23 protein-coding genes are annotated in these 21,556 nt (G+C 59.4%); 8 read left to right on the forward strand and 15 right to left on the reverse strand.

What is annotated here, in order from left to right; translation table 11 throughout:
• Positions 1-7 precede the first annotated feature (7 nt).
• A complete protein-coding gene (locus CYG48_RS19335) occupies positions 8-1,234 on the reverse strand; it encodes an ROK family transcriptional regulator (protein ID WP_118852166.1) in 1,227 nt (408 codons plus the stop codon).
• 190 nt (positions 1,235-1,424) lie between these two features.
• On the opposite strand from CYG48_RS19335, the gene xylF reads away from it, so the two are divergent.
• From xylF to CYG48_RS19360, 5 genes are all read left to right on the forward strand, one after another.
• Positions 1,425-2,465 (forward strand): D-xylose ABC transporter substrate-binding protein, encoded by a 1,041-nt coding sequence (gene xylF, locus CYG48_RS19340; protein WP_118852167.1) that lies wholly within the window; start codon positions 1,425-1,427, stop codon positions 2,463-2,465.
• Positions 2,466-2,612: 147 nt separating this feature from the next.
• The gene (locus CYG48_RS19345) at positions 2,613-3,932 is read left to right on the forward strand and encodes a sugar ABC transporter permease (protein WP_118852168.1); all 1,320 of its coding nucleotides are present in this window, start codon (positions 2,613-2,615) and stop codon (positions 3,930-3,932) included.
• A 25-nt stretch (positions 3,933-3,957) separates the two neighbouring features.
• Positions 3,958-4,743: an ATP-binding cassette domain-containing protein gene (locus CYG48_RS19350; protein WP_118852169.1), complete on the forward strand. Its 786-nt coding sequence runs from the start codon at positions 3,958-3,960 to the stop codon at positions 4,741-4,743.
• Positions 4,744-4,791: 48 nt separating this feature from the next.
• Positions 4,792-5,154 carry a hypothetical protein gene (locus tag CYG48_RS19355; RefSeq protein WP_118852170.1) on the forward strand — a complete coding sequence of 121 codons (363 nt, stop codon included), beginning with the start codon at positions 4,792-4,794 and terminating at the stop codon, positions 5,152-5,154.
• 1 nt (position 5,155) lies between these two features.
• Positions 5,156-5,662, forward strand: a complete 507-nt coding sequence (locus tag CYG48_RS19360; RefSeq protein WP_118852171.1) for a 2'-5' RNA ligase family protein — start codon at positions 5,156-5,158, stop codon at positions 5,660-5,662.
• On the opposite strand, the gene CYG48_RS19365 is transcribed toward CYG48_RS19360, so the two are convergent.
• The 4 genes from CYG48_RS19365 to dctP form a co-directional block, all read right to left on the reverse strand.
• Positions 5,659-6,099 (reverse strand): type II 3-dehydroquinate dehydratase, encoded by a 441-nt coding sequence (locus CYG48_RS19365; RefSeq protein WP_118852172.1) that lies wholly within the window; start codon positions 6,097-6,099, stop codon positions 5,659-5,661. The genes CYG48_RS19360 and CYG48_RS19365 overlap by 4 nt on opposite strands.
• A 4-nt stretch (positions 6,100-6,103) precedes the next feature.
• Positions 6,104-7,405, reverse strand: coding sequence for a TRAP transporter large permease (locus CYG48_RS19370; RefSeq protein WP_118852173.1), 1,302 nt, complete (start codon positions 7,403-7,405; stop codon positions 6,104-6,106).
• Complete coding sequence (locus tag CYG48_RS19375; RefSeq protein WP_445304352.1) at positions 7,402-7,854, reverse strand: TRAP transporter small permease; 453 nt, start codon at positions 7,852-7,854, stop codon at positions 7,402-7,404. The genes CYG48_RS19370 and CYG48_RS19375 overlap by 4 nt, the downstream gene beginning before the upstream one ends.
• Positions 7,855-8,012: 158 nt before the next feature.
• Entirely contained in the window at positions 8,013-8,999 is a 987-nt protein-coding gene (gene dctP, locus CYG48_RS19380) for a TRAP transporter substrate-binding protein DctP (protein ID WP_118852175.1), read from the reverse strand.
• A 208-nt stretch (positions 9,000-9,207) separates the two neighbouring features.
• Here dctP and CYG48_RS19385 point away from each other — a divergent pair, with 208 nt between their 5' ends.
• A complete protein-coding gene (locus CYG48_RS19385; RefSeq protein WP_445304353.1) occupies positions 9,208-9,870 on the forward strand; it encodes a GntR family transcriptional regulator in 663 nt (220 codons plus the stop codon).
• Between the two features lie 23 nt (positions 9,871-9,893).
• Here CYG48_RS19385 and CYG48_RS19390 read toward each other — a convergent pair whose 3' ends face one another.
• Both CYG48_RS19390 and CYG48_RS19395 read right to left on the reverse strand, forming a co-directional pair.
• The gene (locus CYG48_RS19390) at positions 9,894-11,786 is read right to left on the reverse strand and encodes a bifunctional sugar phosphate isomerase/epimerase/4-hydroxyphenylpyruvate dioxygenase family protein (RefSeq protein WP_118852177.1); all 1,893 of its coding nucleotides are present in this window, start codon (positions 11,784-11,786) and stop codon (positions 9,894-9,896) included.
• Positions 11,787-11,801: 15 nt separating this feature from the next.
• On the reverse strand, positions 11,802-12,659 hold the full coding sequence (locus tag CYG48_RS19395) for a shikimate dehydrogenase (protein ID WP_199925306.1): 858 nt from the start codon (positions 12,657-12,659) through the stop codon (positions 11,802-11,804).
• 207 nt (positions 12,660-12,866) lie between these two features.
• Here CYG48_RS19395 and CYG48_RS19400 point away from each other — a divergent pair, with 207 nt between their 5' ends.
• Positions 12,867-13,505: a TetR family transcriptional regulator gene (locus CYG48_RS19400; RefSeq protein WP_118852179.1), complete on the forward strand. Its 639-nt coding sequence runs from the start codon at positions 12,867-12,869 to the stop codon at positions 13,503-13,505.
• A 23-nt stretch (positions 13,506-13,528) separates the two neighbouring features.
• Here the strand turns inward: CYG48_RS19400 and CYG48_RS19405 are convergent, their stop codons facing one another.
• From CYG48_RS19405 to pcaD, 8 genes are all read right to left on the reverse strand, one after another.
• Positions 13,529-14,404, reverse strand: a complete 876-nt coding sequence (locus tag CYG48_RS19405; protein ID WP_118852858.1) for a hypothetical protein — start codon at positions 14,402-14,404, stop codon at positions 13,529-13,531.
• A gap of 35 nt (positions 14,405-14,439) precedes the next feature.
• Complete coding sequence (locus CYG48_RS19410) at positions 14,440-15,036, reverse strand: alpha/beta hydrolase (protein WP_118852180.1); 597 nt, start codon at positions 15,034-15,036, stop codon at positions 14,440-14,442.
• Positions 15,037-15,355: 319 nt separating this feature from the next.
• The gene (locus tag CYG48_RS19415) at positions 15,356-16,585 is read right to left on the reverse strand and encodes a vWA domain-containing protein (protein ID WP_118852181.1); all 1,230 of its coding nucleotides are present in this window, start codon (positions 16,583-16,585) and stop codon (positions 15,356-15,358) included.
• A gap of 250 nt (positions 16,586-16,835) precedes the next feature.
• Entirely contained in the window at positions 16,836-17,906 is a 1,071-nt protein-coding gene (locus tag CYG48_RS19420) for a 3-carboxy-cis,cis-muconate cycloisomerase (RefSeq protein ID WP_118852182.1), read from the reverse strand.
• Between the two features lie 21 nt (positions 17,907-17,927).
• Positions 17,928-18,545, reverse strand: coding sequence for a protocatechuate 3,4-dioxygenase subunit alpha (gene pcaG, locus CYG48_RS19425; protein WP_118852183.1), 618 nt, complete (start codon positions 18,543-18,545; stop codon positions 17,928-17,930).
• Positions 18,546-18,547: 2 nt separating this feature from the next.
• Positions 18,548-19,288, reverse strand: coding sequence for a protocatechuate 3,4-dioxygenase subunit beta (gene pcaH / locus CYG48_RS19430; RefSeq protein ID WP_118852184.1), 741 nt, complete (start codon positions 19,286-19,288; stop codon positions 18,548-18,550).
• Positions 19,285-19,713: a 4-carboxymuconolactone decarboxylase gene (pcaC, locus tag CYG48_RS19435; protein WP_118852185.1), complete on the reverse strand. Its 429-nt coding sequence runs from the start codon at positions 19,711-19,713 to the stop codon at positions 19,285-19,287. The genes pcaH and pcaC overlap by 4 nt, the downstream gene beginning before the upstream one ends.
• 7 nt (positions 19,714-19,720) lie before the next feature.
• Positions 19,721-20,512, reverse strand: a complete 792-nt coding sequence (gene pcaD, locus CYG48_RS19440; protein ID WP_118852186.1) for a 3-oxoadipate enol-lactonase — start codon at positions 20,510-20,512, stop codon at positions 19,721-19,723.
• A 90-nt stretch (positions 20,513-20,602) separates the two neighbouring features.
• Between pcaD and pcaQ the strand changes: the two genes are divergently transcribed.
• Positions 20,603-21,529: a pca operon transcription factor PcaQ gene (pcaQ, locus tag CYG48_RS19445; protein WP_118852187.1), complete on the forward strand. Its 927-nt coding sequence runs from the start codon at positions 20,603-20,605 to the stop codon at positions 21,527-21,529.
• Positions 21,530-21,556 lie beyond the last annotated feature (27 nt).

The raw sequence follows: 21,556 nt of genomic DNA on the forward strand, positions 1-21,556 counted from the left end.
TATTGTCTCACAAAGATCCGGCCTTGCGACGTTCGCGCGAGCCGGAAACGGTTTGGTCGAGAAGCGAGAAGGCGTAGCTGAGGTGTCCCTCGAACAGCAGCGACTGCTCGTCGGTCATCACCCTCAGTTCAGGCATCCCGCCGAGCCGAACCGAATGACTTTCGGCCAACCCCTCGCGCAGGCCCTCCTCAAGCAGATCGTAATATCGAACGCCGGGCCCGGTGATCACCACCGGCATGTGTCCATGAAGGCTGAGCAAGCGCGACAGGCCATTGCCGATCGCGACGCCGGCCTGCCGGAAAGCGAACTTGGCGTTGCGGTTGGCTTGTCGAGCATGCCCCGCGATCTTGTCGATCTCGTTGAGCGGCACGAACTTCGCCGGCACCGTGTCGATCGGCACCTCGAAGGCCGTCCGCAGGATTGCATAGAACCCCGCATAGGCCTCGACACAGCCTCTTGAGCCACAACGGCAGACGGCGCCATTCGGCACGTGCAACATGTGACCAAAGTTCGGAGCGCTGACCTCCCGGCCACCGGTCGCGCCCGCGCGGCCAATGCCGAGCCCGATGCTATGGCCAAGCGACAGCGCCGCAACCGCAGCCCCGCCGCTCGCTGGCGTCCGCGTCTCGCGCTCCAGCAGTGCACTCGCGACAAGCAGGGTCTCGTTGTTGAGGATGACCTTTGCCGACCAATCCTTTGCCAGAGCTTGCGCGAAATCGATCGCATCAGATCCATAGACAGGCGACCAGGTCAGCACCGGCTCCGTGCGATGCACGAGGCCCTTGCTGCTGATCGAAACAAGCATGACGTTGTCGGCACTGATGCGGGAACGCTGCAGAACCCTGTTAATCGCTGTCGACAAGGAGGCAACAAAGGCGCTCGGCCCACCCTGCTCCCGCGGCTCGCTGAAGCGGTCCAGCAAAGTGCCGGCGTAATCTACCAGCGAGTACTGCACGGCATCAGACGAGATGCTGATGGTGATGACATAACCGCAACTGCGCCGCGGACTGAACAACACCCTCGGGCGCCCGCGGCCACTTGGGGGCTGTTGTTCGATCTTCTCGATAATGCCGCCGGCTTCGAGTTCATTGGTGATGGCGGAGATGGTCCCGGATGCGAGGCCTGTCGCGTCCGCGATCTCGGTATGGGCAATCGGACCACGGCGACGGAGTGCCGATAGCACCAGCGCGCTGTTCTGCTGACGAACCAACTCAGTGCTAGACTTCGCCAGCATCCTGCCTGCTGTGCCTCCGATTCACCATCTCGATAAGGCACCGGATTGTGCCCCACAAGCCCTGATTGACAGCGTTATAAATCTCTGACATTTATTTTCTCGACTGTCGAGAAAAAGCTTCTCACAGCTAACTTGGCGCGGGGGAGAGCGCGGAGGCTGAGGCCCCATCGCCGTCAATCGGGAGGACATTATGAGATCATTTGTGAAGCTGATGGCCGGCGCGGCCATGCTTGTTTCCATGCATACGGCATCAATGGCAGCCGACACGGTCGTCGGTGTGTCTTGGTCAAACTTCCAGGAAGAGCGCTGGAAGACGGATGAAGCTGCGATCAAGAAGGCCCTTGACGCCGCCGGCGCGAAGTACATTTCGGCTGACGCCCAGTCGTCCGCTGCCAAGCAACTGACGGACGTTGAATCGCTTATCTCGCAGGGCGCAAACGCGCTGATCATCCTGGCGCAGGATTCCAGCGCCATCGGTCCGGCTGTTGAGAAGGCGGCTGCGGAAGGCATCCCGGTGGTCGGTTACGACCGCTTGATCGAAAATCCGGCCGCCTTCTACATCACCTTCGACAACAAGGAAGTGGGCCGCCTGCAGGCGCAGGGTGTCTACAAGGTCAAGCCGGAAGGCAACTACGTCTTCATCAAGGGCTCGTCATCGGACCCCAATGCCGACTTCCTGTTCTCGGGCCAGATGGAAGTCCTGAAAGAAGCCATCGACTCCGGCAAGATCAAAAATGTCGGCGAAGCCTACACCGACGGCTGGAAGCCTGAGAACGCTCAGAAGAACATGGAGCAGTTCCTCACCAAGAACAACAACAAGATCGACGCGGTCGTGGCATCCAACGACGGTACGGCTGGTGGTGCGATTGCGGCACTCGACGCCCAGGGCCTCGCTGGTTCGGTTCCGGTTTCCGGACAGGACGCCGACAAGGCAGCGCTCAACCGCGTGGCACTCGGCACGCAGACGGTTTCCGTCTGGAAGGACAGCCGCGAGCTTGGCAAGAACGCTGCCGAAATCGCGCTCGCGCTCGCCGGCGGCAAGAAGATGACAGAGATCGAGGGGGTCGAAACCTTCGACGGTGGTCCGAACAAGGTCCAGATGCAGTCGGTCTTCCTGAAGCCGCTTGCAATCACGAGGGACAACCTCAACCTCGTGATCGACGCTGGCTGGATCAGCAAAGCTGAAGCCTGCCAGGGCGTCAAGGCCGGTTCTGTCGCCGCCTGCGACTAAGCGCCAGCCTAACCCACCAGCGTCGCTGCTCCCGCATCGGCGCTGGTTTTGGCTTTCGATGACGATATCTGCAGCGCTGCTGCGGCGTTACCGAGGTGGTTCATAAGCGAACCGGATGCCTCGACACATGGTAGGGAACGGCAACTCATGGCCGATACGATACAATCTACGACCAGTTCCGATGCATCCGCCGGACAGCCAACCGGCAGTGTAATCCGCCGCTTTTTCCGCGCGACCGAGATCGACACCCGTATGCTCGGCATGGTCGGCGCACTGCTGATCATCTGGGTCGGCTTTCACGTCCTGACGGGTGGTCTGTTTCTGACCCCACGCAACCTGTGGAACCTCTCCGTGCAGACAGCATCGGTCGCGGTCATGGCGACGGGCATGGTGCTCGTCATTGTCACCCGCAACATTGATCTGTCGGTCGGGTCGATCCTCGGCTTCACCGGCATGGTGATGGGGGTGATGCAGGCGCGTTTCCTACCCGAGATCTTAGGCTTCAACCACCCGGCGATCTGGATCCTCGCGCTTCTCACGGGGTTGGTCATCGGTGGCTTGATCGGCACGCTACACGGCGTGATCATTGCATTCCTTGGCGTGCCTTCGTTCATCGTCACGCTCGGCGGCCTGCTTGTATGGCGTGGCGCGACCTGGTTCGTCACGAGCGGCCAGACAGTTGCACCAATGGACCCAAATTTCAGGCTGATGGGTGGCGGCACGGAAGGATCGATCGGCGCAACGTGGAGCTGGATCGTCGGCCTTCTGGCATGCGTCGCCATCGTGGTGGCCATTGTGAATGCTCGTCGCCAACGCAAACGCTTCCATTTCCCGCGTCGGCCGGTCTGGGCTGAATACGTGCTGGCTAGCCTGGGGTGCGCCGTCGTTCTGGGCGCCGTTGCAGTGGCCAACCAGTATTACTGGCCGATCAATATCGCCCGCCGTTATGCCGAAGCCAACAACATCGAATGGCCGGAAGGCGGCCTGCTGATCTCGCAGGGCATTGCAGTGCCCGTCCTCATGGCCATCGCCGTCGGCGTCGTCATGACCTTCATCGCCACGCGCCTTCGTTTTGGCCGCTATGTCTTCGCGATTGGCGGCAACCCTGAAGCCGCGGAACTTGCCGGCATCAAGACCCGCTGGGTGACGGTGAAGATATTCGCCCTCATGGGTGTGCTCTGCGCCATTGCTGCAGCCATCTCGACCGCACGCCTCAATGCGGCCACCAACGCGCAAGGCGAGCTCGACGAGCTCTACACCATCGCGGCAGCCGTTATTGGCGGGACCTCGCTTTCCGGTGGCATGGGTTCGATCGCTGGTGCCATGCTCGGCGCGCTTGTCATGCAGTCGCTCCAGTCAGGCATGGTCCTGCTCGGCATCGACACGCCCTTCCAGCGTATCGTGGTCGGGGCGGTGCTCGTCACCGCCGTCTGGCTCGACACCGTCTATCGCGCCCGGTCCAAGTGACCGGCGGAATCACAGGAGTTTCATCGTGACGGACCACACCACTCCGCTCGTGGAAATGAAGAACATTTCCATCTCCTTCGGCGGGCTACACGCTGTGGAGAGCGCCTCCGTCGATCTTTATCCCGGTGAAGTTGTGGCCCTTCTCGGCCACAACGGCGCGGGCAAGTCGACGCTGATCAAGATCCTTTCCGGCGCCTACAAGCGCGACGAGGGCGAAATACTGATCAATGGCGAGCCAGCCGACATCCGCAACCCGCGTGACGCGAAGAAGTATGGCATCGAGACAATCTACCAGACGCTTGCCGTTGCCGATAATGTCGACGCCGCTGCCAATCTCTACCTCGGCCGCGAGTTGCAGACGAAGTGGGGCACGCTGGACGATGTCGCCATGGAGGCCAATACTCGCGAGGTGATGGGGCGCTTGAACCCCAACTTCAAGCGCTTCAAGGAACCCGTAAAGGCATTGTCCGGCGGCCAGCGGCAGTCGGTGGCAATTGCACGAGCGATCCTCTTCGATGCGCGCATCCTCATCATGGACGAACCGACGGCCGCACTCGGACCGCAGGAAACCGCACAGGTGGGCGATCTCATCAAGCAGTTGAAGCGCGAAGGCATCGGCATCTTCCTGATCAGCCACGACATCCACGATGTGTTCGATCTCGCTGACCGGGTCTTCGTGATGAAGAATGGCAAGGTTGTCGGTCATGCACGCACGCAAGATGTCACCAAGGACGAGGTGCTCGGCATGATCATCCTCGGCAAGGTACCGCCTGGCGCAACCGCAGGTCCGGGCGCGATGGCGGTTGCCTGAGGCCGACGCACTGGAACTTCCCTCCAAGTCTCGCCATTGAGGTCTACAATGGCAGCTGAATATCCGAATACGCCTGATGGTCGGTATTTCATCGTTCGCGGACGTCTCTGGCGCCGAAGCAATCCGGCGCTCACCGAGAAGGAGCGTGAGCACCTCGTGAAAGAACTGATGTCCGCGCGCCGCGCGGTTCGCGATGCGAAACACGATGAGCACGCTATGGCACAAGCTCGCAAGGACGTCGACAAGGTGAAAGTCGCGTTAGGTGAACGCGGGCCAGTCTGGTGGAGTGACGGCGTCCCAGATCTCAACCGGCATCTGGTGAAGAACACGCCCTATGCGGCCTGGTTTAACGGTTTGCTCAAAAGCAGCGACACCCCGCAGAACCACGAGGCGAAGGGTAAACCCTCGTAACATGAAGACCCGTCAGCCGCTCATCCTGGCGGCCCAAATAGAAGACGGCGACCTTGAGCCGTTCGACGTGTTACGGCGGGCACATTTTCCGGCGGAACGGAATTTCCTGCGCGCGCACCTGACAATGTTTCATCGACTGCCGGGCGAGCATCTGGAGCGGATCATCGGAGCACTACATAACGTTGCCTCGAACGCTTCGCCGATCTCAGCCGAGGTAGCAGGGATCCGCCATCTTGGCCAAGGCGTGGCCTTCACGATCGAGAGCGCCGACCTGTACAAGGTCCACGCGGAACTGAGATCGATTTTCCTGCCCTGGCTCGGCGGACAGGACCTGCAGAAGTGGCGACCGCACATCACGATCCAGAACAAGGTTTCCCGGCAATCGGCGGATGCGCTTTACCGCACATTGTCTGAAGGCTTCGAGCCAAGCCAGATCACCATCATCGGCCTCGATCTCTGGCACTATATGAATGGCCCGTGGAAGCACGAAGCCACCATTATGTTCTAGCGTTTGTTTTCCTGGATCAGCAGTTCCAGAGCGCCGACCGCAATTGGATAACCCGTCGCTCCCAATCCGGCCATCACCGTTGTTGCGGTCATTGAAACGTAGGACCGATGATAGATCGGCTCGCGACGGTGCACATTGCTGATGTGGAATTCGATGATCGGTCCCCTGAACATCTTCAGCGCATCGAGGAGCGCCAGCGACGTGAACGTGAACGCGGCCGGATTGATGATGATGCCGGCCCCCTCGTCGATCGCCTCATGCACCCAGTCGATCAGCTTTTCTTCGCTGTTCGTCTGCCGGAACTCCACCGGCCTCTCGCCCGCCGCCTCACGGCACCAAGCCTCGACTTCAGCGAGCGTCGTGGTGCCGTAGATTTCAGGTTCACGCTTTCCGAGCCTGTTCAGGTTCGGGCCGTTCAGGATGTAGATCGGTTTCATGAGATTATCCCTGGTAGCCGAGCAGGCGCGGCAGCCACAGCACAAAGTCGGGCATGAAGGTGATGATGATCAGGGACACCACCATCCACAGGATGAATGGCATCGCATCGCGGATGATGTCCTTGACCGGCGCACCCGAGATATTGGTCATGATGAAAAGAAGTAGTCCATACGGCGGCGTCACCAAGCCGAGCATGATGTTCACCACGACCACCACACCGAAATGCACCATGTCGATTCCAAGCGCCTGAGCCGTCGGAATGAAGACCGGCACGATGATCAGCAGGATTGCCGTGCCCTCTAGTACGCAGCCGAGAAGCAGCAACAGCACGTTCACGAGAATGAGGAAGCTCTTCGGGGTAAGGTCCCAACTGGTCAACATCACCTTGATCGTCTCTGGAATATTCTCGATCGTCACGACGTAGTTGAACACCAGCGAACCGGCGATCAGCAGACCGATCGAGGCCGACGACTTGGCGCTGAGCAACGTCGAGTCGTAGAAGGCTCCCCAGGAAATGCTGCGGTAGACAACAAGCGAGATGACCAGGGCATAAGCGGCCGCAAGCGCTGCCGCTTCCGTTGGCGTGGTGATGCCGGTGTAGATGCATCCGAGCAGCACGACGGGCATCATCAAGGCCGGGAATGCGCGCAAGGTGATGCGCGGAATCTCGCGAAGTGCCACCGGTTCTTCAACCGGAAAGTTCTTCCGGTGCGCGGTGATGGCCACCTGCACCATCTGCAGCGCCGCCATCAGGAGCCCCGGCACCATACCCGCAATGAAAAGGTAGCCGATCGAGGCATCCGAAACGAGCGCATAGATCACCATCGGGATCGACGGCGGGATGATTGGGCCGACAACGGAGGTCACGGCGGTTAACGCGGCAGCGTAGCTCGGCGTGTAACGACCGTTCTTCGTCATCATTGCCTGCATCATGCGGCCGCTACCAGCCGCGTCAGCGACCGCCGATCCGGACATGCCTGCAAATACGATGCTCTGCACGATGTTGACATGCGCAAGCCCGCCGCGGAAGCGGCCGACGAGCACGTTGCAGAAGGCGAGCAGCCGCTCGGTCATTGAGCCGATATTCATGAACTCTGCGGCGAGGATAAAAAGCGGCACCGACAGGATCACGTAGTTGGAATACATTCCGTTCAGGAACTGCTCAGCGACGGTGCCCATGTCTGCACCTGCAAGATACAGGTAGAGAATGGAGCCCGCCATCATGGACAGCCCGATCGGCAGGCCTAGAAACGCCAGTGCCGTAATGATGACGAGGGCGATCGAAAAGGGGCTGGTCAGGTTCATACGCCGGAGCCTGCTTTTGTAGGATCGAAAGCTTCCGGTGCCTTGCCTCGAACAGCAAGGACCGCGAGCCACATGTAGCGCACGATCATCGCGATCGCGAAGACGACATAAATCGAGTAGAGGTAGTCGAAGCGGATCTTCAGGTAAGCAGTGCTTTCGACCTTCATGAAGGTCACGTAGTCGATGACCCCGGGCAGGGAGACCCCGAACAGCGCCACGAGCGCGCCCGCGCAGATCAATTGCATTACCCGGCGTGCATTGTTGCTGGCACTTGCCCAGAAGAAGTCAAAGCGGATCTCTTCGACCTCGCGGATGACGAAGGCCGATCCGAAAAGGACGATCCAGATCCAGAGGACAACGCTGAGCTCATTGGTCCAGCCGATCGACAGGTTCAGCATGTAGCGGAACACGATCTGCAAAACAAAGACCACAAACATCGCGAGCAACATCAGCGCGAGAACGTTCTCCGCTCTCCGCCTTAGCCAGGCGCCCGTTTTTGAAAGCCTGTGCTTCATCGCCACCCCTCCCCCATGGTTTCCAATGAACAGGCCGGGCGGTTACCGCACCGGCCTGTTCTGCAGCATTCAAAGCTCTCGTTTAAACACGATCAGATGGCCGCGACCTTTTCCAGGATCCCCTGCGGCCAAGACTTTGCCAGATCCGAAGCCAGGTACTTCTCCTGAGCGAACTTGCGGAAGGCGTCGACATCCGGCTCGTAGACGTCGAGGCCGGCTGCCTTGAACTCCTCGACTAGCGTCTTTTCCTGTGCCAGGTGCTGGTCTTCGCTCCACTTCATCGCCTTGTCGGCAGCGGCCTGCAATTCCTTCTGCTGTTCCGGGCTCATGTCCTTCCAGATCTTGCTGGAGATCGTCAAAAGGTCGTAACCGATGAGGTGCGACGTCAGGACGATCTGCGACATGACTTCGTAGAACTTCATGTTCTTGACGTTTGGCAGCGGATTGTCCTGCCCGTCGATGGCGCCGGTCTGCAGGCCGGTATAAACTTCGGCATAGGCCATCGGCGTCGGGTTGGCGCCGATCGCGCTTCCCAGGAACTGCCAGGCATCGCCACCCGGCATGCGCAGCTTGATACCTGCCATGTCGGCCGGAGTGGTGATTTTCTTGTTTGGCTTCAAGCCGACCTGACGCGCGCCGAAATAGGTCGGGCCAAGGATCGTCACGCCGAGCTTCTCATCGGCCATCTTCTTGAATTCGGCACCCGTCTCGCTCTGGAAGAACTTCGTGACGTGCTGTGCATCGCGGAACAGGTAGGCCGAGGTTAGAACGGACCACTCGGGAATCTGGTTGGAGATATCCTGCGGCGCGATGTTGCCCATCTGCAGGTTGCCACGCTGGATGGCCACAAGTTCGGTGCCCTGTTTGAAGAGGTTACCACCGTAATAGGGCTCCAACTTGAATGAGCCGCTGATGTCCTCAGCCAACATTTTCGTCATCTGTGCGCGGATGTCCTGCTCGGAGAACACTGCGGAGAATTTCAGCACAGGCTTATCCTGCGCCAGGGCCGGCAGCGAGAACGCAGCCGTCGTTGCAAGCGTGGCACCAAGTAAGCCACGACGGGTGATATTGGTCGTCATCGGGTTCTTCCTCCTCCTAGCCGGCGCTTTGAGCACTCGGCATCCTCCAATAAGCTTCCTCAAGCTCGATTTAGTGTACGAAATAGTCCGTTTATGTCAACGCCGGACTTTTCATCATCCTAGTAACGACAAGAAAAATGGTCAACGACGATTTACCCCATGGATTTCATTTCATATGATATTACTCGTTACATCGGAGGCAGTGATAGTGAGCGAAGTGTCCGCGACCGTCGCAGAAGCGGTGTTGAGCTTAATACGGCAGGACATCATTTCCGGTGCACTGCCTCCAGGTTCCAAGATCAAGCTGGAGCAGGCACGCGCGCGTTATTCCGCCAGCGTATCGACGCTTCGGGAAATCTTGAACAGACTGGTCGCCGACGGCCTCGTTGTTGCAGAAGGACAGCGGGGCTTCGAAGTAAGCCCGGTCTCAAAGAAGAACCTGATCGAACTTGGCGACCTGCGCCTTCTCCTTGAGGGTCACGCCATTTCGCTCTCGTTCGAAGCTGGCGACTTGGACTGGGAGGCCCGAGTGGTCGCCGCCCATCACAAGCTCTGGGCCATTGAGCGCCAGCTTCTCGAGGGTGACGGAACACGGACGGCAGACTGGGTGCGCTACGACTGGGAGTTCCACCAAGCGTTGGTCTCCGCCTGCCAATCGCAGACACTCATAGCAACCCTGTCGTCCGTCTTCGACCGCTTTCTTCGTTACCATCTCCTGGCCGAAAGCTTTCGGGGAAAACCAGTGGTCGATGACCACCGGCTTCTGTTCGAACTCGCTATGAAACGAGATGTTGCCGGAGCGCAGAACATGCTGGCCCGCCACATCCGCAACGGGACCGAACACGTCATCAAGAGCGGACGCATCCGCTAGACGAACACCGCTTTAGACTCAGCCTACTCCCTTGGCAGGCCGCCGGGGCGCATTTGCTTTTTCAGAGCCGCGATACGGAAGATCGCGTTCGGTGCGCCGTAGCCGTGATAGCCGCGGCGTTCGACGATTTCGAAGAAGAAGCCTTCACCGAAGGTGCTGCTGTAGAGCTGGAAATACTCGCCGTGCTCATCCTGATCGTAAAGGATGTTTTCCGCTTTGAGCCGTTCCGTCAGCTCGGGATCTAGCCCGAACCGCGCTTCAACGTCGCCATAATAGTTAGGCGAGATCGGCAGCGGCCGGAAACCGTTCTGGCGCAGCGCGGCAGCGGTCGCGAAAATGTCCTTGGTCTCGAACGCGAGATGCTGCACGCCCGAGCCAAAGGTTTCTGCAATGAAGTGGCCGGCAAGCGTGCGGCGGTTCTCGGCGCCGTTCAATGTCAGGCGCAGATCGCCGCTATCGTTCTCGACCACTTGGCTTCTCACCACACCCGAGGGGTCGATGATGTCGACCATGGGCGTCTTATGCGCTTCAAAAATCGAGGTGTAGAACAACAGCCAGGTGAGCATCTCGTCGTAAGAAACGGTCTGCGCGATATGGTCGACCCGCTCCAGGTTTGCAGGGACGAGGACCGCGGCTTCGTCCTCGAGGGGAATGAAATCGATCTCGGAGAAGCGACCAAGGTCGCTTCTCGTATCGATCAGGTAGATCAGCCCGCCGCCGACACCATGGATGGCGGGGATATCGACCTCCCCCTCCCCGACCGGCTGCCTGAAGGGCTCTGCACCGAGCGCCACCGCACGAGCCAGCGCATCCTGGGCGTTCTCGACCTCCAGCGCCATGGCATAGGCGGATGTGCCGTGAACGGCGAAGGATGTGTTGGCGAATCCCTTCTCTTCGGTGTTCACCAACAGGCGGATGTCGCCTTGGCTGTACAGTGCCACTTTCTTGCTGCGATGGATCTTGGTCTTCCGGAAACCCAGTGTCTTGAGGATCGCGATGAGGTTGGCCGCGTCTGTCTCGTCTGCCGTGAACTCGACGAAACCAACGCCCTTCACCTTGGCGCGGTCCGGCATCGGTGGGACGTTGAGCCTTTTGGAATTGGGCAGACGGCGCACCTGGTCCCCGAGATAGATCAGGGAGCGGTGACCATCCGCCGCGATCGACCGGGTCGAACCGCCGCGGAACTGGTCGTTGAAGATCTCAAGCGAGAAATAGCCATCATAGCCAGTTTCTGCGATTGCGGCTGTAAAGGCCGTCACCGGCAGATCCCCCTCGCCGGGCATGTTGCGGAAGTGCCGGGACCAATACAGGAGATCCATGTCGATGAGCGGCGCATCCGCCAGTTGAACGATGAAGATCTTGTCTTTCGGGACTGATCGGATCGAGTTGATGTCGATCTTGCGCGACAGCGTGTGAAAGCTGTCGAGGATCAGGCCGATATTCGGATGGTCGGCGCGACGCACGATCTCCCAGGCATCACGGTGATCGTTGATGTGGCGTCCCCAGGCCAGAGCCTCGTAGCCGACACGCAGGCCACGCTTCGCCGCCCGTTCCCCAAGCTCGCGAAAATCATCCGCGGCGCGATCTATGCCGCCAAGCGAGACGGGCGAAACATTGGAGCAGACGAGTACAAGGTCGGTGCCCAGTTCCTGCATCACATCGAACTTGCGTTCGGCGCGATCAAAGGTCCGTTGCCGGTGCGAGGGCGGCATGCCCTCGAAATCCCGGAACGGCTGGAAGAGCGTGATCTCAAGCCCGAAGTCGCGCACCATCTTGCCGACGTCACGCGGGCTGCCGTCGAAGGCGAGAAAGTCATTCTCGAAGATTTCGACCCCGTCAAAGCCCGCCTTGGCTATCGCTTCCAGCTTCTCCGGCAATTCACCGCTGATGGATACGGTGGCAATGGAGGTCTTCATGGTGCTTGCCTACCTTCAGCTCGTCAGCGTCTTGAAATGGTCCAGCATGCGTTGTTCATCCGGCTCGCGCCCCGTGAAAAGCCGAAAGGCTCCCACAGCCTGGAACACGGCCATGCCGCCGCCGTTCAACACGCGACACCCGATGCGGGACGCTTCCTTCAGAAGCTCGGTTTCCAACGGGAAATAGACGATCTCCGCGACCCAATGCGCCGGCTGCAGAAGATGGGCGGGCAGAGGAAGGCCAGGATAGTTCTCCATTCCCGTAGGCGTGGCGTGGATGAGACCGCAGGTATCCTCCATCGCCTCCTCGGCCTGAGCGCAGGTGACAACCTGAGCCTGCGGGAAGAGGGCCGTCATTTTTTCAGCCAGCTGCTCGGCCCGCTCCATTTCGCGATCGATCACCATGAGCTTTTGCAGCCCCAGGGACAGGATCGCGTAGGCTGTTGCCACACCGGCACCGCCTGCACCCAACTGAACAGCCGAGCGGAGATCCGCACCGGGCAGGCCGCGCTTGAAGCTCTGGGCGAAACCCCACCAATCGGTATTGTGTCCGATGCGCTTGCCCTGTTTGAAGACAACAGTATTCACCGCGCCAAGCGAACGCGCGTCGTCCGAGAGTTCGTCCAGGAATGGGATCACCGCCTGCTTGCATGGATGGGTGATGTTAACCCCGGCCAGTCCTCTGGCTTCGGATTCTGCCAACAGCTTCGGCAACTGGTCGACCGAAACCTGAAGTTCGTTCAGGTCGATCAGCTGATACTCGTAGCCAAGGCCTTGAGACGCGCCTTCGCGCATGTGCATGGCGGGCGTGAGAGACGCCTGGATGCCTGAACCGATCAGGCCGGCCTTTAGATTTCGTAGAAACGTATCCATCCACATCGAGCGGCGACATCCGGGACATTGCCCAGGCTCGCTGCTTCTCCTCCATGATCGTGGCAGCGGCCGATGAGGTAATGAACGAACTGGTTCGTGTCAATATTGTCAGCGGCGCCCGTTGAATTCCCTGTTTCACCTGAACTATGAACGCTAATGCATCCGGCGCAACTGCGCTGCCATTCGCGTTCTTGGAAAGTGTCCATCATGCCGGCACCGAAAGCCGAAAGCCGAAGAAACGACCCCGACAAGACGAAGGAGGATATTCTCCGCGTTGCAACGGAAGAGTTCTCCGCGCTGGGACTGGCCGGCGGCCGGGTTGATGCGATTGCGGAGCGCACGAAAACTTCCAAGCGGATGATCTATTACTATTTCGGCAGCAAGAAAGGACTTTACCTCGCCGTCCTCGAAAAGGCCTACCGCGAGATCCGCTCCCTTGAGGCAGACCTCGAGCTTTCGGGAATGGCACCGGAAGAGGCCCTGAGGACGCTGATCGCCAGCACCTTTGACCACGATGAAGCCAATCCCGATTTCGTCCGTCTCGTCAGCATTGAGAACATTCATCAGGCGGCACATATGAAGCGGTCGACGGAGATCCGCGACCTCAACATCTCGATCATCGAGACCTTGGCAAACATCCTGAAGCGCGGCAGCAGTGAAGGCCTGTTTCGCGAAGACGTCGATCCCATTGACGTCCATATGATGATCAGTGCCTTCTGTTTCTTCCGCGTTTCGAACCGCTATACGTTCGGCACGATCTTCAGGCGCGACCTTTCGGCACCGGAGCATTACGAGCGGCACAAGACGATGATCTGCGACGCGGTGCTCGCTTATCTGCGTCGCTGATCCGAAGTACGCCGTTTCGCACCTTAAGGCGCCGCTTTCTTCTCGCGCCGACGCTCGCGCGATCTGGCCGCACGCCGCGCGTCACGAAGTTCCTCCAGCGTTGGCTGCCACCAGCCACGTTCACGCTCCTCAGCGGCGGGCGCTGCGCGCGCGGGCCATGTGTGGACCAGTTCTTCAAGCGTGGCGAAGCGCCAGCCTGCCCAGATGTGTTCCGCGCCCGCGTTAGGGTGGCGCTCGGCGATCTCTTCCGGGTCTACCAGTTCGCCTGTTACTTCCGTGATGACTATGATGCCGTAAGCCGCAGTCGCCACCGGTCTTTCCAGTGGCGGCAGGTGGTTACTCGGCAGAGGAATCCGGCGGCGGCGCCGCTCCAGCGACTTCTGTTTCGATCTTGCCTCCTCTTCCGTACCCTTGCGCGCCTGCGCACGTTTCCGCCGCTCTTCCGGTTCGTTTCGCTTGGCCGCCGCTTCTATCGCTTCCCATCGGCGCTGAAGGTCGTCATAGAATGCGAAAGGCACCTCCCAGCACTTGTCCTCGCCATTCCAGCGTGCAAACGGGATCTGCCTGAGCTCCTCGACCACGGTTCTGGAGAACGGCGTCCTGATCCGAAAACCACGGTCAGATACCGAGAGATAAGAACTGAGGATCGGTTCGAACTCGTAGGCGTCGCGTCCACGCTCGTCATCGAAAGGCGCCTTGCGACTCGCTTCTGCTGCAAGCCAGCGGTCAATCCGACGCCGTGCTGTCTTTCCCGGAACCGTCCAAGCCTGCAGCGCGTCGCTCCAGCGGGCGCGGGGAAACGTCTCACGAAACCGCGCAACACTCATCCGGTCGAATGGAAACGCCACCGTTTCCACCGAATGCGGGTGTTCTTCTTCGGCATCCTCTTCATCAGCCATGGTCGTCAAACGAACGGCCATCGATGCAGTTTCCTTCAGCCGAGGCTTGTTTGCAGGAAATGAAGCGCCCTCTCCGCCCCTGCCGGCGCAATCGTGTGTCCGACAGCTGGCATGATTTCCAGATCAACCGCAAAGCCAGCGCGCTTGAGCTGTCCTGCCGCCATAGACGACGCCATTGAAGGGATCGTTCGGTCATCCTTCCCATGAACAAGCAACACCTTTGTCTGCTTGCTCTGGTGTGAGATAGGCATCGGTGCGAGAAGGCCCGCAAAGGAAACCAGCGCGCCAACCTGCCATCGCCCGGTTGCGACAGCGTCGAGCGCGACAATCGCACCCTGGGACACGCCGACAAAGGCGACGCGGGCGTGGCGATCGTTAAAGTCATGCCTCTTGATGATCTCAGCCAGGGTTCGGTCAAAGCCATCACGAGCGCAGCGTATGTTGTCGGCTGCCATCGGATTGGCATCTACGCGAAACCACTGGTGCCCGTAAGGATGACTGAACGGCGCGTCCGGTGCCTCAAACCTCGCTCCCGTAAGCCTCTCACGCCAGTCCGTTGCCAGCGGCATCAGCTGTGCGCCCGACGCTCCTATTCCGTGGAAGAAAATGATGAGGCTGCTTGAGGCTGACATATCGGTCCTGCATGGTGGCTAAATACAAGCCGAGGGCGCTCGACCCACCACGGGGAGCGCCCTCAAACCCCACGCACGAGATCAACGCGCGGGGAGAGGTCGCGCGAATGTCATGCTCTTGTGGGGCGGCTTGATTTAGATGGTGCTTATGGGACCTGATCACAAGACCGGGTGACACGATCCCTCGACGTCCGGGAGCGGTTTTTCCCCGGCGATCGCCAAGACGTCGGGGAAATGGCGGGCGGCTCCACGCCACAAAGCTTCTTCGCGTCATCCACGGCACATGAATGCGCAATGACGCCGTTCAATCCCTTCGACGTCAGTTTGTCAGGCGCGTGCCTGTTTTGGCAGCCTTGCGGGCGATGTCGCCGAAGCTTTTCACCAGCGCCGTCATATCGTTGGGCTGGTAATAGTAATCCGCGCTCGTGGCACAGGAGCTCAGCAACGACTGCCCTTTGGAGGGCGCCATGAAGGCAATGGTATAAACGTTGATGCCGTCGTTCTTCGCCTGATTGCAAAGATTGCGCACCTTGGTGTCGATGCTTGAGTTCCACTTGTTGCTGTTACCGGTCATCTCACCGTCCGTCATGAGAACGATGAAGCGCTCGAAGCTGGTGTTGTTCTTCTTGGAATGCTCGGTCACCTCTTTGGGATTTGCCTTTTTCAAGGCGTTGAAGGCGTTGGTCATGGCACCCGTTGCGTCAGTACCGCCGGCAGGAACATCGGGAAGATTGCCGACATAGGACGCCGCTGATGCAGTTCCCCACTTTACCGTCTGTTCGGGTTTCGTGGTGTCGTTGTAAGAAACCGCGCCGATGCGGATCAACTCGCTCTGCGGATCGACGGCCTTCAACTGGCTGAACATGCCTGCCGCAGCCGCCTTCAGCGACGCCATCTTGCTCAGGTAGTTATTCACGGTGCGGGTGCAGGTCTTATAAAAGAACAAGGTGCTGCAGTCATAGGACTCCTGCCTCGTTGGCTGCGCAGGGTTGATGGTGCTCGTCAGCTCCTTCATCGAGCCCGACTCATCGAGAGCGAGATACATGGACAAGGCATTGCCTTCCCGTCCGCTCTGGCTGTCGCCCGTCACGCTGATCTGCAACGTCTTGAAGCCGAGCGCTCGGCTCAACCCGTTCAGAGACAGCGGGTAGGTCATCGTCATCCTGACGTTGAAGGTCTGGCCGTTCCCCGAACTGTTCGTCGTAGTGGCACCTACCGTCAGGCCGTTGAGCAAGGCCGCTTCCCTTGCCGCCTTTTCTTCCGGCGTTTCATTGGGCGGCGCGGTGACCTGGTCAGCATGGGAGGTGAAATACCGTTTGGCGAAAGCCTGAGCTTCCGCATCCGTCATGTCCTTGTCACTCATGGCAGAGGCGGTGGCGAGCGCTGCCGCATCCACGAGCGCCTGGAGTTCGGTCTTTTTCTCCAGCGCATTTGTGAAATCGATGGCCATGCCGGCCGTGCCCAAGAGCACCGGCATCAGCAGAGCGGTGGTAATGGCAAAATTACCCGCGCGGTCTCTCACGAGCCGCGTCAATTCTGGCAGGATCATCCTGGCCCCCTAACACATGTTCAAATCATTCGAACAGCATGGGGGTAACACGACGGGTTGTAGGGATTCCTAACGCCGAGGATCGCATTTTAACGAATGCAGATCTTCTTCAGACAAACAGGATTAGAAGCTGGTTGTTACTGTCGCATTTCCCAAGTCGATACATCGCCCGCTTCAATATGGGACAGCGGTTACATGGCATGACCGAATCTGTCAGCAGCCTGCTCAAGCAGGTTGCTACAGACCAGCCTTATGCCCGCCCTATGGACTTGATGTTCCCGACGAGTTCCATCGCGAGTCGCAATGAGGCCCCGGTTGCCATCACCATCGGCGGCAGGAGCAGCCATTCCAGCGTCCAGGCGGCACCCGAACGCTCCTGCTCGTGCACCATCGACTGCTGCATGCCAGATACCTGCACCGCATTGAACCGCGCCAGCGCAACGAGCGCCTCGGCAGTGACCGGGTTCTGTTTATGGGCCATCGCCGACGAACCGCCGCCGCCAGCGAGCGCTATTTCCCCGCCCATCTCTGCCAGAAGCGCGACGTCCTGGCCAAACTTGCCAAGCGTTCCGGTGATCAGGGTCAGCACGCCTGCTAAGTCGACCAAGCGGTCTCGCTGGCTTTGCCACTGCAGCGCGTCGGTCAGTTGAAGCTCCTTGGCAAGCGCTTCGCGGACTGCTGCCGCCTTGTCACCGAGCCTTTCGAGCGTGCCGGCAGCGCCACCGAACTGCACCGGCAGCCCGGTTTCGACGATGGTCGCCAGCCGGTCACGATGACGGGTGAGCGGTTCTGACCAAGCCCGCAAGCGGTCAGAGACGCGGATCTCTATTGCGGCCTGCATGCGGGTGTGGCCCATCAAGGCACGGGAGCCATACTTGGCATCGACTTCCGCGAACTGTGCCTCCACCGACAGCAGTCGATCGATGAATATATTGCAGGCGCGCTTCAACCGCAGAACCAGAGCCGTATCAATAACGTCCTGGCTGGTCGCGCCGAAATGGACGTGTCTTGCAGCATCTGCGCTGCCAGCCTGCTTCTCCACGGCTGCACGCAACTGCTTGACCAGATCCGCCACGACGACCCCATCCCGACCCGTGCCCATGCGCAGTTGCGCCATGTCCGGTTCGAATACCCGCGAGGCTTCAGTAATGAGTTCGGCGGCCTCACCGGGAATGAGGCCACAGGCCGCTTGTGCGCGGGCGAGACTGGCTTCGAAGGCCAGCATCGCATCTATCTCGGCTTTTACTGAAAACACCTCTGCGGTCTCTCCGTCGCCAACGAGACCTGAAAGGTAGGGGTGTTGGAAAGCCGATACGCTCATGCCCGCGCTCTTATGTCCGCGTCAGATGTCAAAGAAGATCGTTTCGTTCTCACCCTGGATGTGGATGTTGAACGTCACGGTGTCCCCTTCCCGCTTGCCGATCAAGGTCGGCACGCGAACGCGATGCTCGATGCGCGCCAGGATCGGATCTTCCGCATTCGCCTCTTCTTCGTCAGAGAAGTACATGCGCGTGTTCAGGCCGAGGTTAATGCCGCGAGCGACAATCCAGAAGCTGACGTGCGGCGCCATCAGGCGACCATCGCGGAACGGCACCCGGCCGGGCTTGATGGTCTCGAACACGAACTCGCCTGTCGCCATGTCACCCGGGCAGCGAGCCCAGCCAAAGAAGTTCGGATCGGCCTTGCCGCGTGTTTCCGACGGGCTGTTGTAGAAACCATCGGCATCGGCCTGCCAGATCTCGATCAGCGCGTCCTTCAATGGCGTCATGGTGCCATCGTAGACAAAACCGCGGATCGTGATGCGCTCGCCGCGTGTGTTCTCGTTGACCATCGGACCCGAACCCAGATCTTCTGGGTAGACGCCGGTGATGCCCGCAAAGTTGGGGGTGCATCCGATGTGGACATAAGGGCCTGCCGTCTGCGAAGCGGATTCCTTCAGGTAGTTGAGCGGCTGTACCATGATCAGTTCCCCTCCTTGCGGTTCTCGAAGAAGGTCGAGCGTCGACCACGCAAAATGATATCGAATTTGTAGGCGCGCATGTCGTGCGGAATCGTGTTCTGCATGTCGAGAGCCGCGATCAGCCCGTTGATGGCTTCCTGATCCGGAATCGTGTTGACGATCGGGCAGATCTTGATCATCGGATCGCCTTCGAAATACATCTGCGTCACGAGGCGCTGCGCAAATCCATGGCCGAAGACGGAGAAATGGATGTGCGCCGGGCGCCAGTCGTTGACGCCATTAGGCCAAGGATATGCCCCGGGCTTGATCGTCTTGAAGTAATAGCCACCGTTCTCGTCGGTGATGGTGCGGCCGAAGCCCCCGAAGTTCGGATCGAGCGGCGCCAGATACGTTTCCTTCTTGTGCCGATAGCGACCGCCGGCATTGGCCTGCCAGAATTCGACAAGCGCGCCGGGAACGCCGAGACCACGTTCATCCAGCACGCGACCGTGAACCAGAATACGTTCGCCGATCGCGGACTCGCCCGGCTGGGCATAGTTGACGATCAGGTCATTGTCGAACTCGCCCAGAATGTTGTGACCGAAGACCGGTCCGGTGATTTCAGTCTTCGTGCCTTCAAGCGAGATCAGGGCGCGCTGCGGCGACCGGAGAACGGAAGTCTTATATCCCGGCGTATATGCCGGCGGATGCCACAACCGGTCGCGCGCAAAGAAGGGTGTCGTTTCTGGGGGCGTGTTCTTCATTTCATCTCTCCCGCGGCTTGTCCGTCAGATCCTGTTTTGTCCATTTCGGCATATGTTGCCTTGGCAATCTTAAAAGCATGGTTGGCGGCTGGCACACCGGCGTAAATCGCCACATGCATGAGCGCCTCGCGAATGTCCTCGGGCGTCGCACCCGTGTTTGCCGTGGCGCGAATGTGCATGGCAACTTCATCATGATGGCCGAGTGCGGCAAGCAACGCGATCGTCACGATGGAGCGTTCGCGCTTGGTCCAGTTCGTGCGCGACCAAACCGTACCCCATGCGCCTTCAGTGATGAGCTCCTGGAATGGCTGGTCGAATGCCGTCTTGTTTGCCTCTGCACGGTCGACATGCGCATCGCCGAGTACCGAGCGGCGCGTTCTCATACCCTGCAGGAAACGTTCGGATGGAGCCGGATGATCTGCCATGGAAGCCTCAGTCGAGTTGGTCAATGAAGCCGCGGATCAACGCAGCATGAGCGGCGGGCGCTTCAACGCACGGAATATGCGCAGCGTCTTCGAGGATTTCGTATCGTGCGCCGGGAATAAGGTCTGCAAGAGACTTCACGAGCTCCGGGGGGGTGGAGCCGTCCTGCTGCCCAGCAATGCAAAGCACCGGGATGGCGATCTTCTTGGCGTCTTCGGTAAAATCAGCGTCACGTATCGCTGCACATGTCCCGCTGTAGCCGGTGGCTGGCTGGCGAACCAGCATGTTGCAATAGGCGCGATAGGCCGGGTTCTCCGGCTTCCGGAACGGCTCCGTAAACCAGCGCTCCATAATGGCGTCGAGGATGCTGCCGATCCCGTTCTGCTCGACCGCGGCTATACGATTGTTCCACGTCTCCGCATTGCCGATCTTGTGGGCCGTGTTTGAAAGGATCAGCGCCTTCACAAGATCCGGGCGTTTTGCATAAAGCCCCTGCCCAATCAGACCTCCGACGGACAGACCGCAGACGATGACCTGCGAAAGCCCGAGATGATCAAGCAATCCTGCCAGGTCTGCCACATGGTCAGCAATGGAATAGGGCGGATTGGCGAGGTCCGAGAGGCCGTGACCACGCTTGTCATAAGTCAGGACTGTGTAATGATCCGTCAGCTTCGGCAGTTCGTGATGCCAGATGCGGCTGTCCGTCCCGAGCGAGTTCACGAACACCAGAACCGGCCGCTGCTCATCCGCCCGCTGAAGACGATAGTGAATCAAAACGCCGTTGATGTGTACAAACTGCATCTAGCCTCTCCCTTCCTTCTTCATTGCATTCCTATAAAGTTAAGTAAAATGACATTTTAATGCCATTACATAACTCATTGGCTATCTGATATGATCGACACCCGCATCAAGTTTCGCCACCTGCATACATTCCTGGAAGTCGCGCGACAGAAAAGTGTCATGCGCGCGGCTGAGATCCTGAACGTCAGCCAACCTGCGGTGACGAAAACGATCCGCGAACTGGAAGAAGCTCTCGGCGTCACCGTTTTCGAGCGCGACGGACGTGGGATTCGTATTACTCGTTACGGCGAGGTGTTCTTGAAGCATGCGGGGGCGTCGCTTGCTGCGCTTCGCCAAGGCATAGATTCCGTTTCGCATGAGCTCTTCACCACCGCTCCGCCGGTTCAGGTTGGCGCGCTGCCAACCGTCTCAAACCGCATCATGCCACGCGCAATCACGTTGTTCCTAGCCGAAACGACGGGTGCCCGGGTCAAGATTGTCACCGGCGACAATGCGGTGCTGATGGAACAGCTGCGGCTGGGGGAGCTTGATCTTGTTGTTGGGCGGCTCGCGCCACCAGAGAAGATGACCGGCCTCTCGTTTGAACATCTTTATTCCGAGCAGATTGTTTTTGTGACGCGGACCCGCCATCCGCTGCTGGACCCCAGGCAATCCATCTTCGAGAGGCTGAAAGACTTCCCGGTGCTGATGCCGACGCGAAGCTCGATCATCCGACGATCCGTGGAGCAGTTCCTGATCGCCAATGGTGTCGCGAACCTTCCGGTCCAGGTGGAAACGGTGTCGGATGCTTTCGGCCGCGCCTTCGTGAGCTCCAGCGATGCCGTCTGGATCATCTCGGCGGGCGTGGTCGCGGAGGACATCAAGCACGGGCTCCTGGCAACACTGCCGATCGACACCAGCGAGACCAAGGGGCCGGTAGGGCTGACCATCGCGGCTGATGCCGTGCCGTCTGCCCCGCTCTCCATCCTCATGCAGACAATCCGGCAGGCAGCTATGGAAATCATGCCAAACAGCTGAGGCATAGCCGGTTGACGCTTCGCACGT

The organism is Neorhizobium sp. SOG26 (assembly GCF_003491345.1).
Classification (GTDB): Bacteria; Pseudomonadota; Alphaproteobacteria; order Rhizobiales; family Rhizobiaceae; genus Neorhizobium; species Neorhizobium turbinariae.

Bases quoted from the DNA above. Each gene is read 5' to 3' on its own strand.
- CYG48_RS19335 (WP_118852166.1), bottom strand. From the start codon at position 1,234: ATGCTGGCGAAGTCTAGCACTGAGTTGGTTCGTCAGCAGAACAGCGCG.
- xylF (WP_118852167.1), top strand. From the start codon at position 1,425: ATGAGATCATTTGTGAAGCTGATGGCCGGCGCGGCCATGCTTGTTTCC.
- CYG48_RS19345 (WP_118852168.1), top strand. From the start codon at position 2,613: ATGGCCGATACGATACAATCTACGACCAGTTCCGATGCATCCGCCGGA.
- CYG48_RS19355 (WP_118852170.1), top strand. From the start codon at position 4,792: ATGGCAGCTGAATATCCGAATACGCCTGATGGTCGGTATTTCATCGTT.
- CYG48_RS19360 (WP_118852171.1), top strand. From the start codon at position 5,156: ATGAAGACCCGTCAGCCGCTCATCCTGGCGGCCCAAATAGAAGACGGC.
- CYG48_RS19365 (WP_118852172.1), bottom strand. From the start codon at position 6,099: ATGAAACCGATCTACATCCTGAACGGCCCGAACCTGAACAGGCTCGGA.
- CYG48_RS19370 (WP_118852173.1), bottom strand. From the start codon at position 7,405: ATGAACCTGACCAGCCCCTTTTCGATCGCCCTCGTCATCATTACGGCA.
- CYG48_RS19375 (WP_445304352.1), bottom strand. From the start codon at position 7,854: ATGTTGCTCGCGATGTTTGTGGTCTTTGTTTTGCAGATCGTGTTCCGC.
- dctP (WP_118852175.1), bottom strand. From the start codon at position 8,999: ATGACGACCAATATCACCCGTCGTGGCTTACTTGGTGCCACGCTTGCA.
- CYG48_RS19390 (WP_118852177.1), bottom strand. From the start codon at position 11,786: ATGAAGACCTCCATTGCCACCGTATCCATCAGCGGTGAATTGCCGGAG.
- CYG48_RS19395 (WP_199925306.1), bottom strand. From the start codon at position 12,659: ATGGATACGTTTCTACGAAATCTAAAGGCCGGCCTGATCGGTTCAGGC.
- CYG48_RS19400 (WP_118852179.1), top strand. From the start codon at position 12,867: ATGCCGGCACCGAAAGCCGAAAGCCGAAGAAACGACCCCGACAAGACG.
- CYG48_RS19405 (WP_118852858.1), bottom strand. From the start codon at position 14,404: ATGGCTGATGAAGAGGATGCCGAAGAAGAACACCCGCATTCGGTGGAA.
- CYG48_RS19410 (WP_118852180.1), bottom strand. From the start codon at position 15,036: ATGTCAGCCTCAAGCAGCCTCATCATTTTCTTCCACGGAATAGGAGCG.
- CYG48_RS19415 (WP_118852181.1), bottom strand. From the start codon at position 16,585: ATGATCCTGCCAGAATTGACGCGGCTCGTGAGAGACCGCGCGGGTAAT.
- CYG48_RS19420 (WP_118852182.1), bottom strand. From the start codon at position 17,906: ATGAGCGTATCGGCTTTCCAACACCCCTACCTTTCAGGTCTCGTTGGC.
- pcaG (WP_118852183.1), bottom strand. From the start codon at position 18,545: ATGGTACAGCCGCTCAACTACCTGAAGGAATCCGCTTCGCAGACGGCA.
- pcaH (WP_118852184.1), bottom strand. From the start codon at position 19,288: ATGAAGAACACGCCCCCAGAAACGACACCCTTCTTTGCGCGCGACCGG.
- pcaC (WP_118852185.1), bottom strand. From the start codon at position 19,713: ATGGCAGATCATCCGGCTCCATCCGAACGTTTCCTGCAGGGTATGAGA.
- pcaD (WP_118852186.1), bottom strand. From the start codon at position 20,512: ATGCAGTTTGTACACATCAACGGCGTTTTGATTCACTATCGTCTTCAG.
- pcaQ (WP_118852187.1), top strand. From the start codon at position 20,603: ATGATCGACACCCGCATCAAGTTTCGCCACCTGCATACATTCCTGGAA.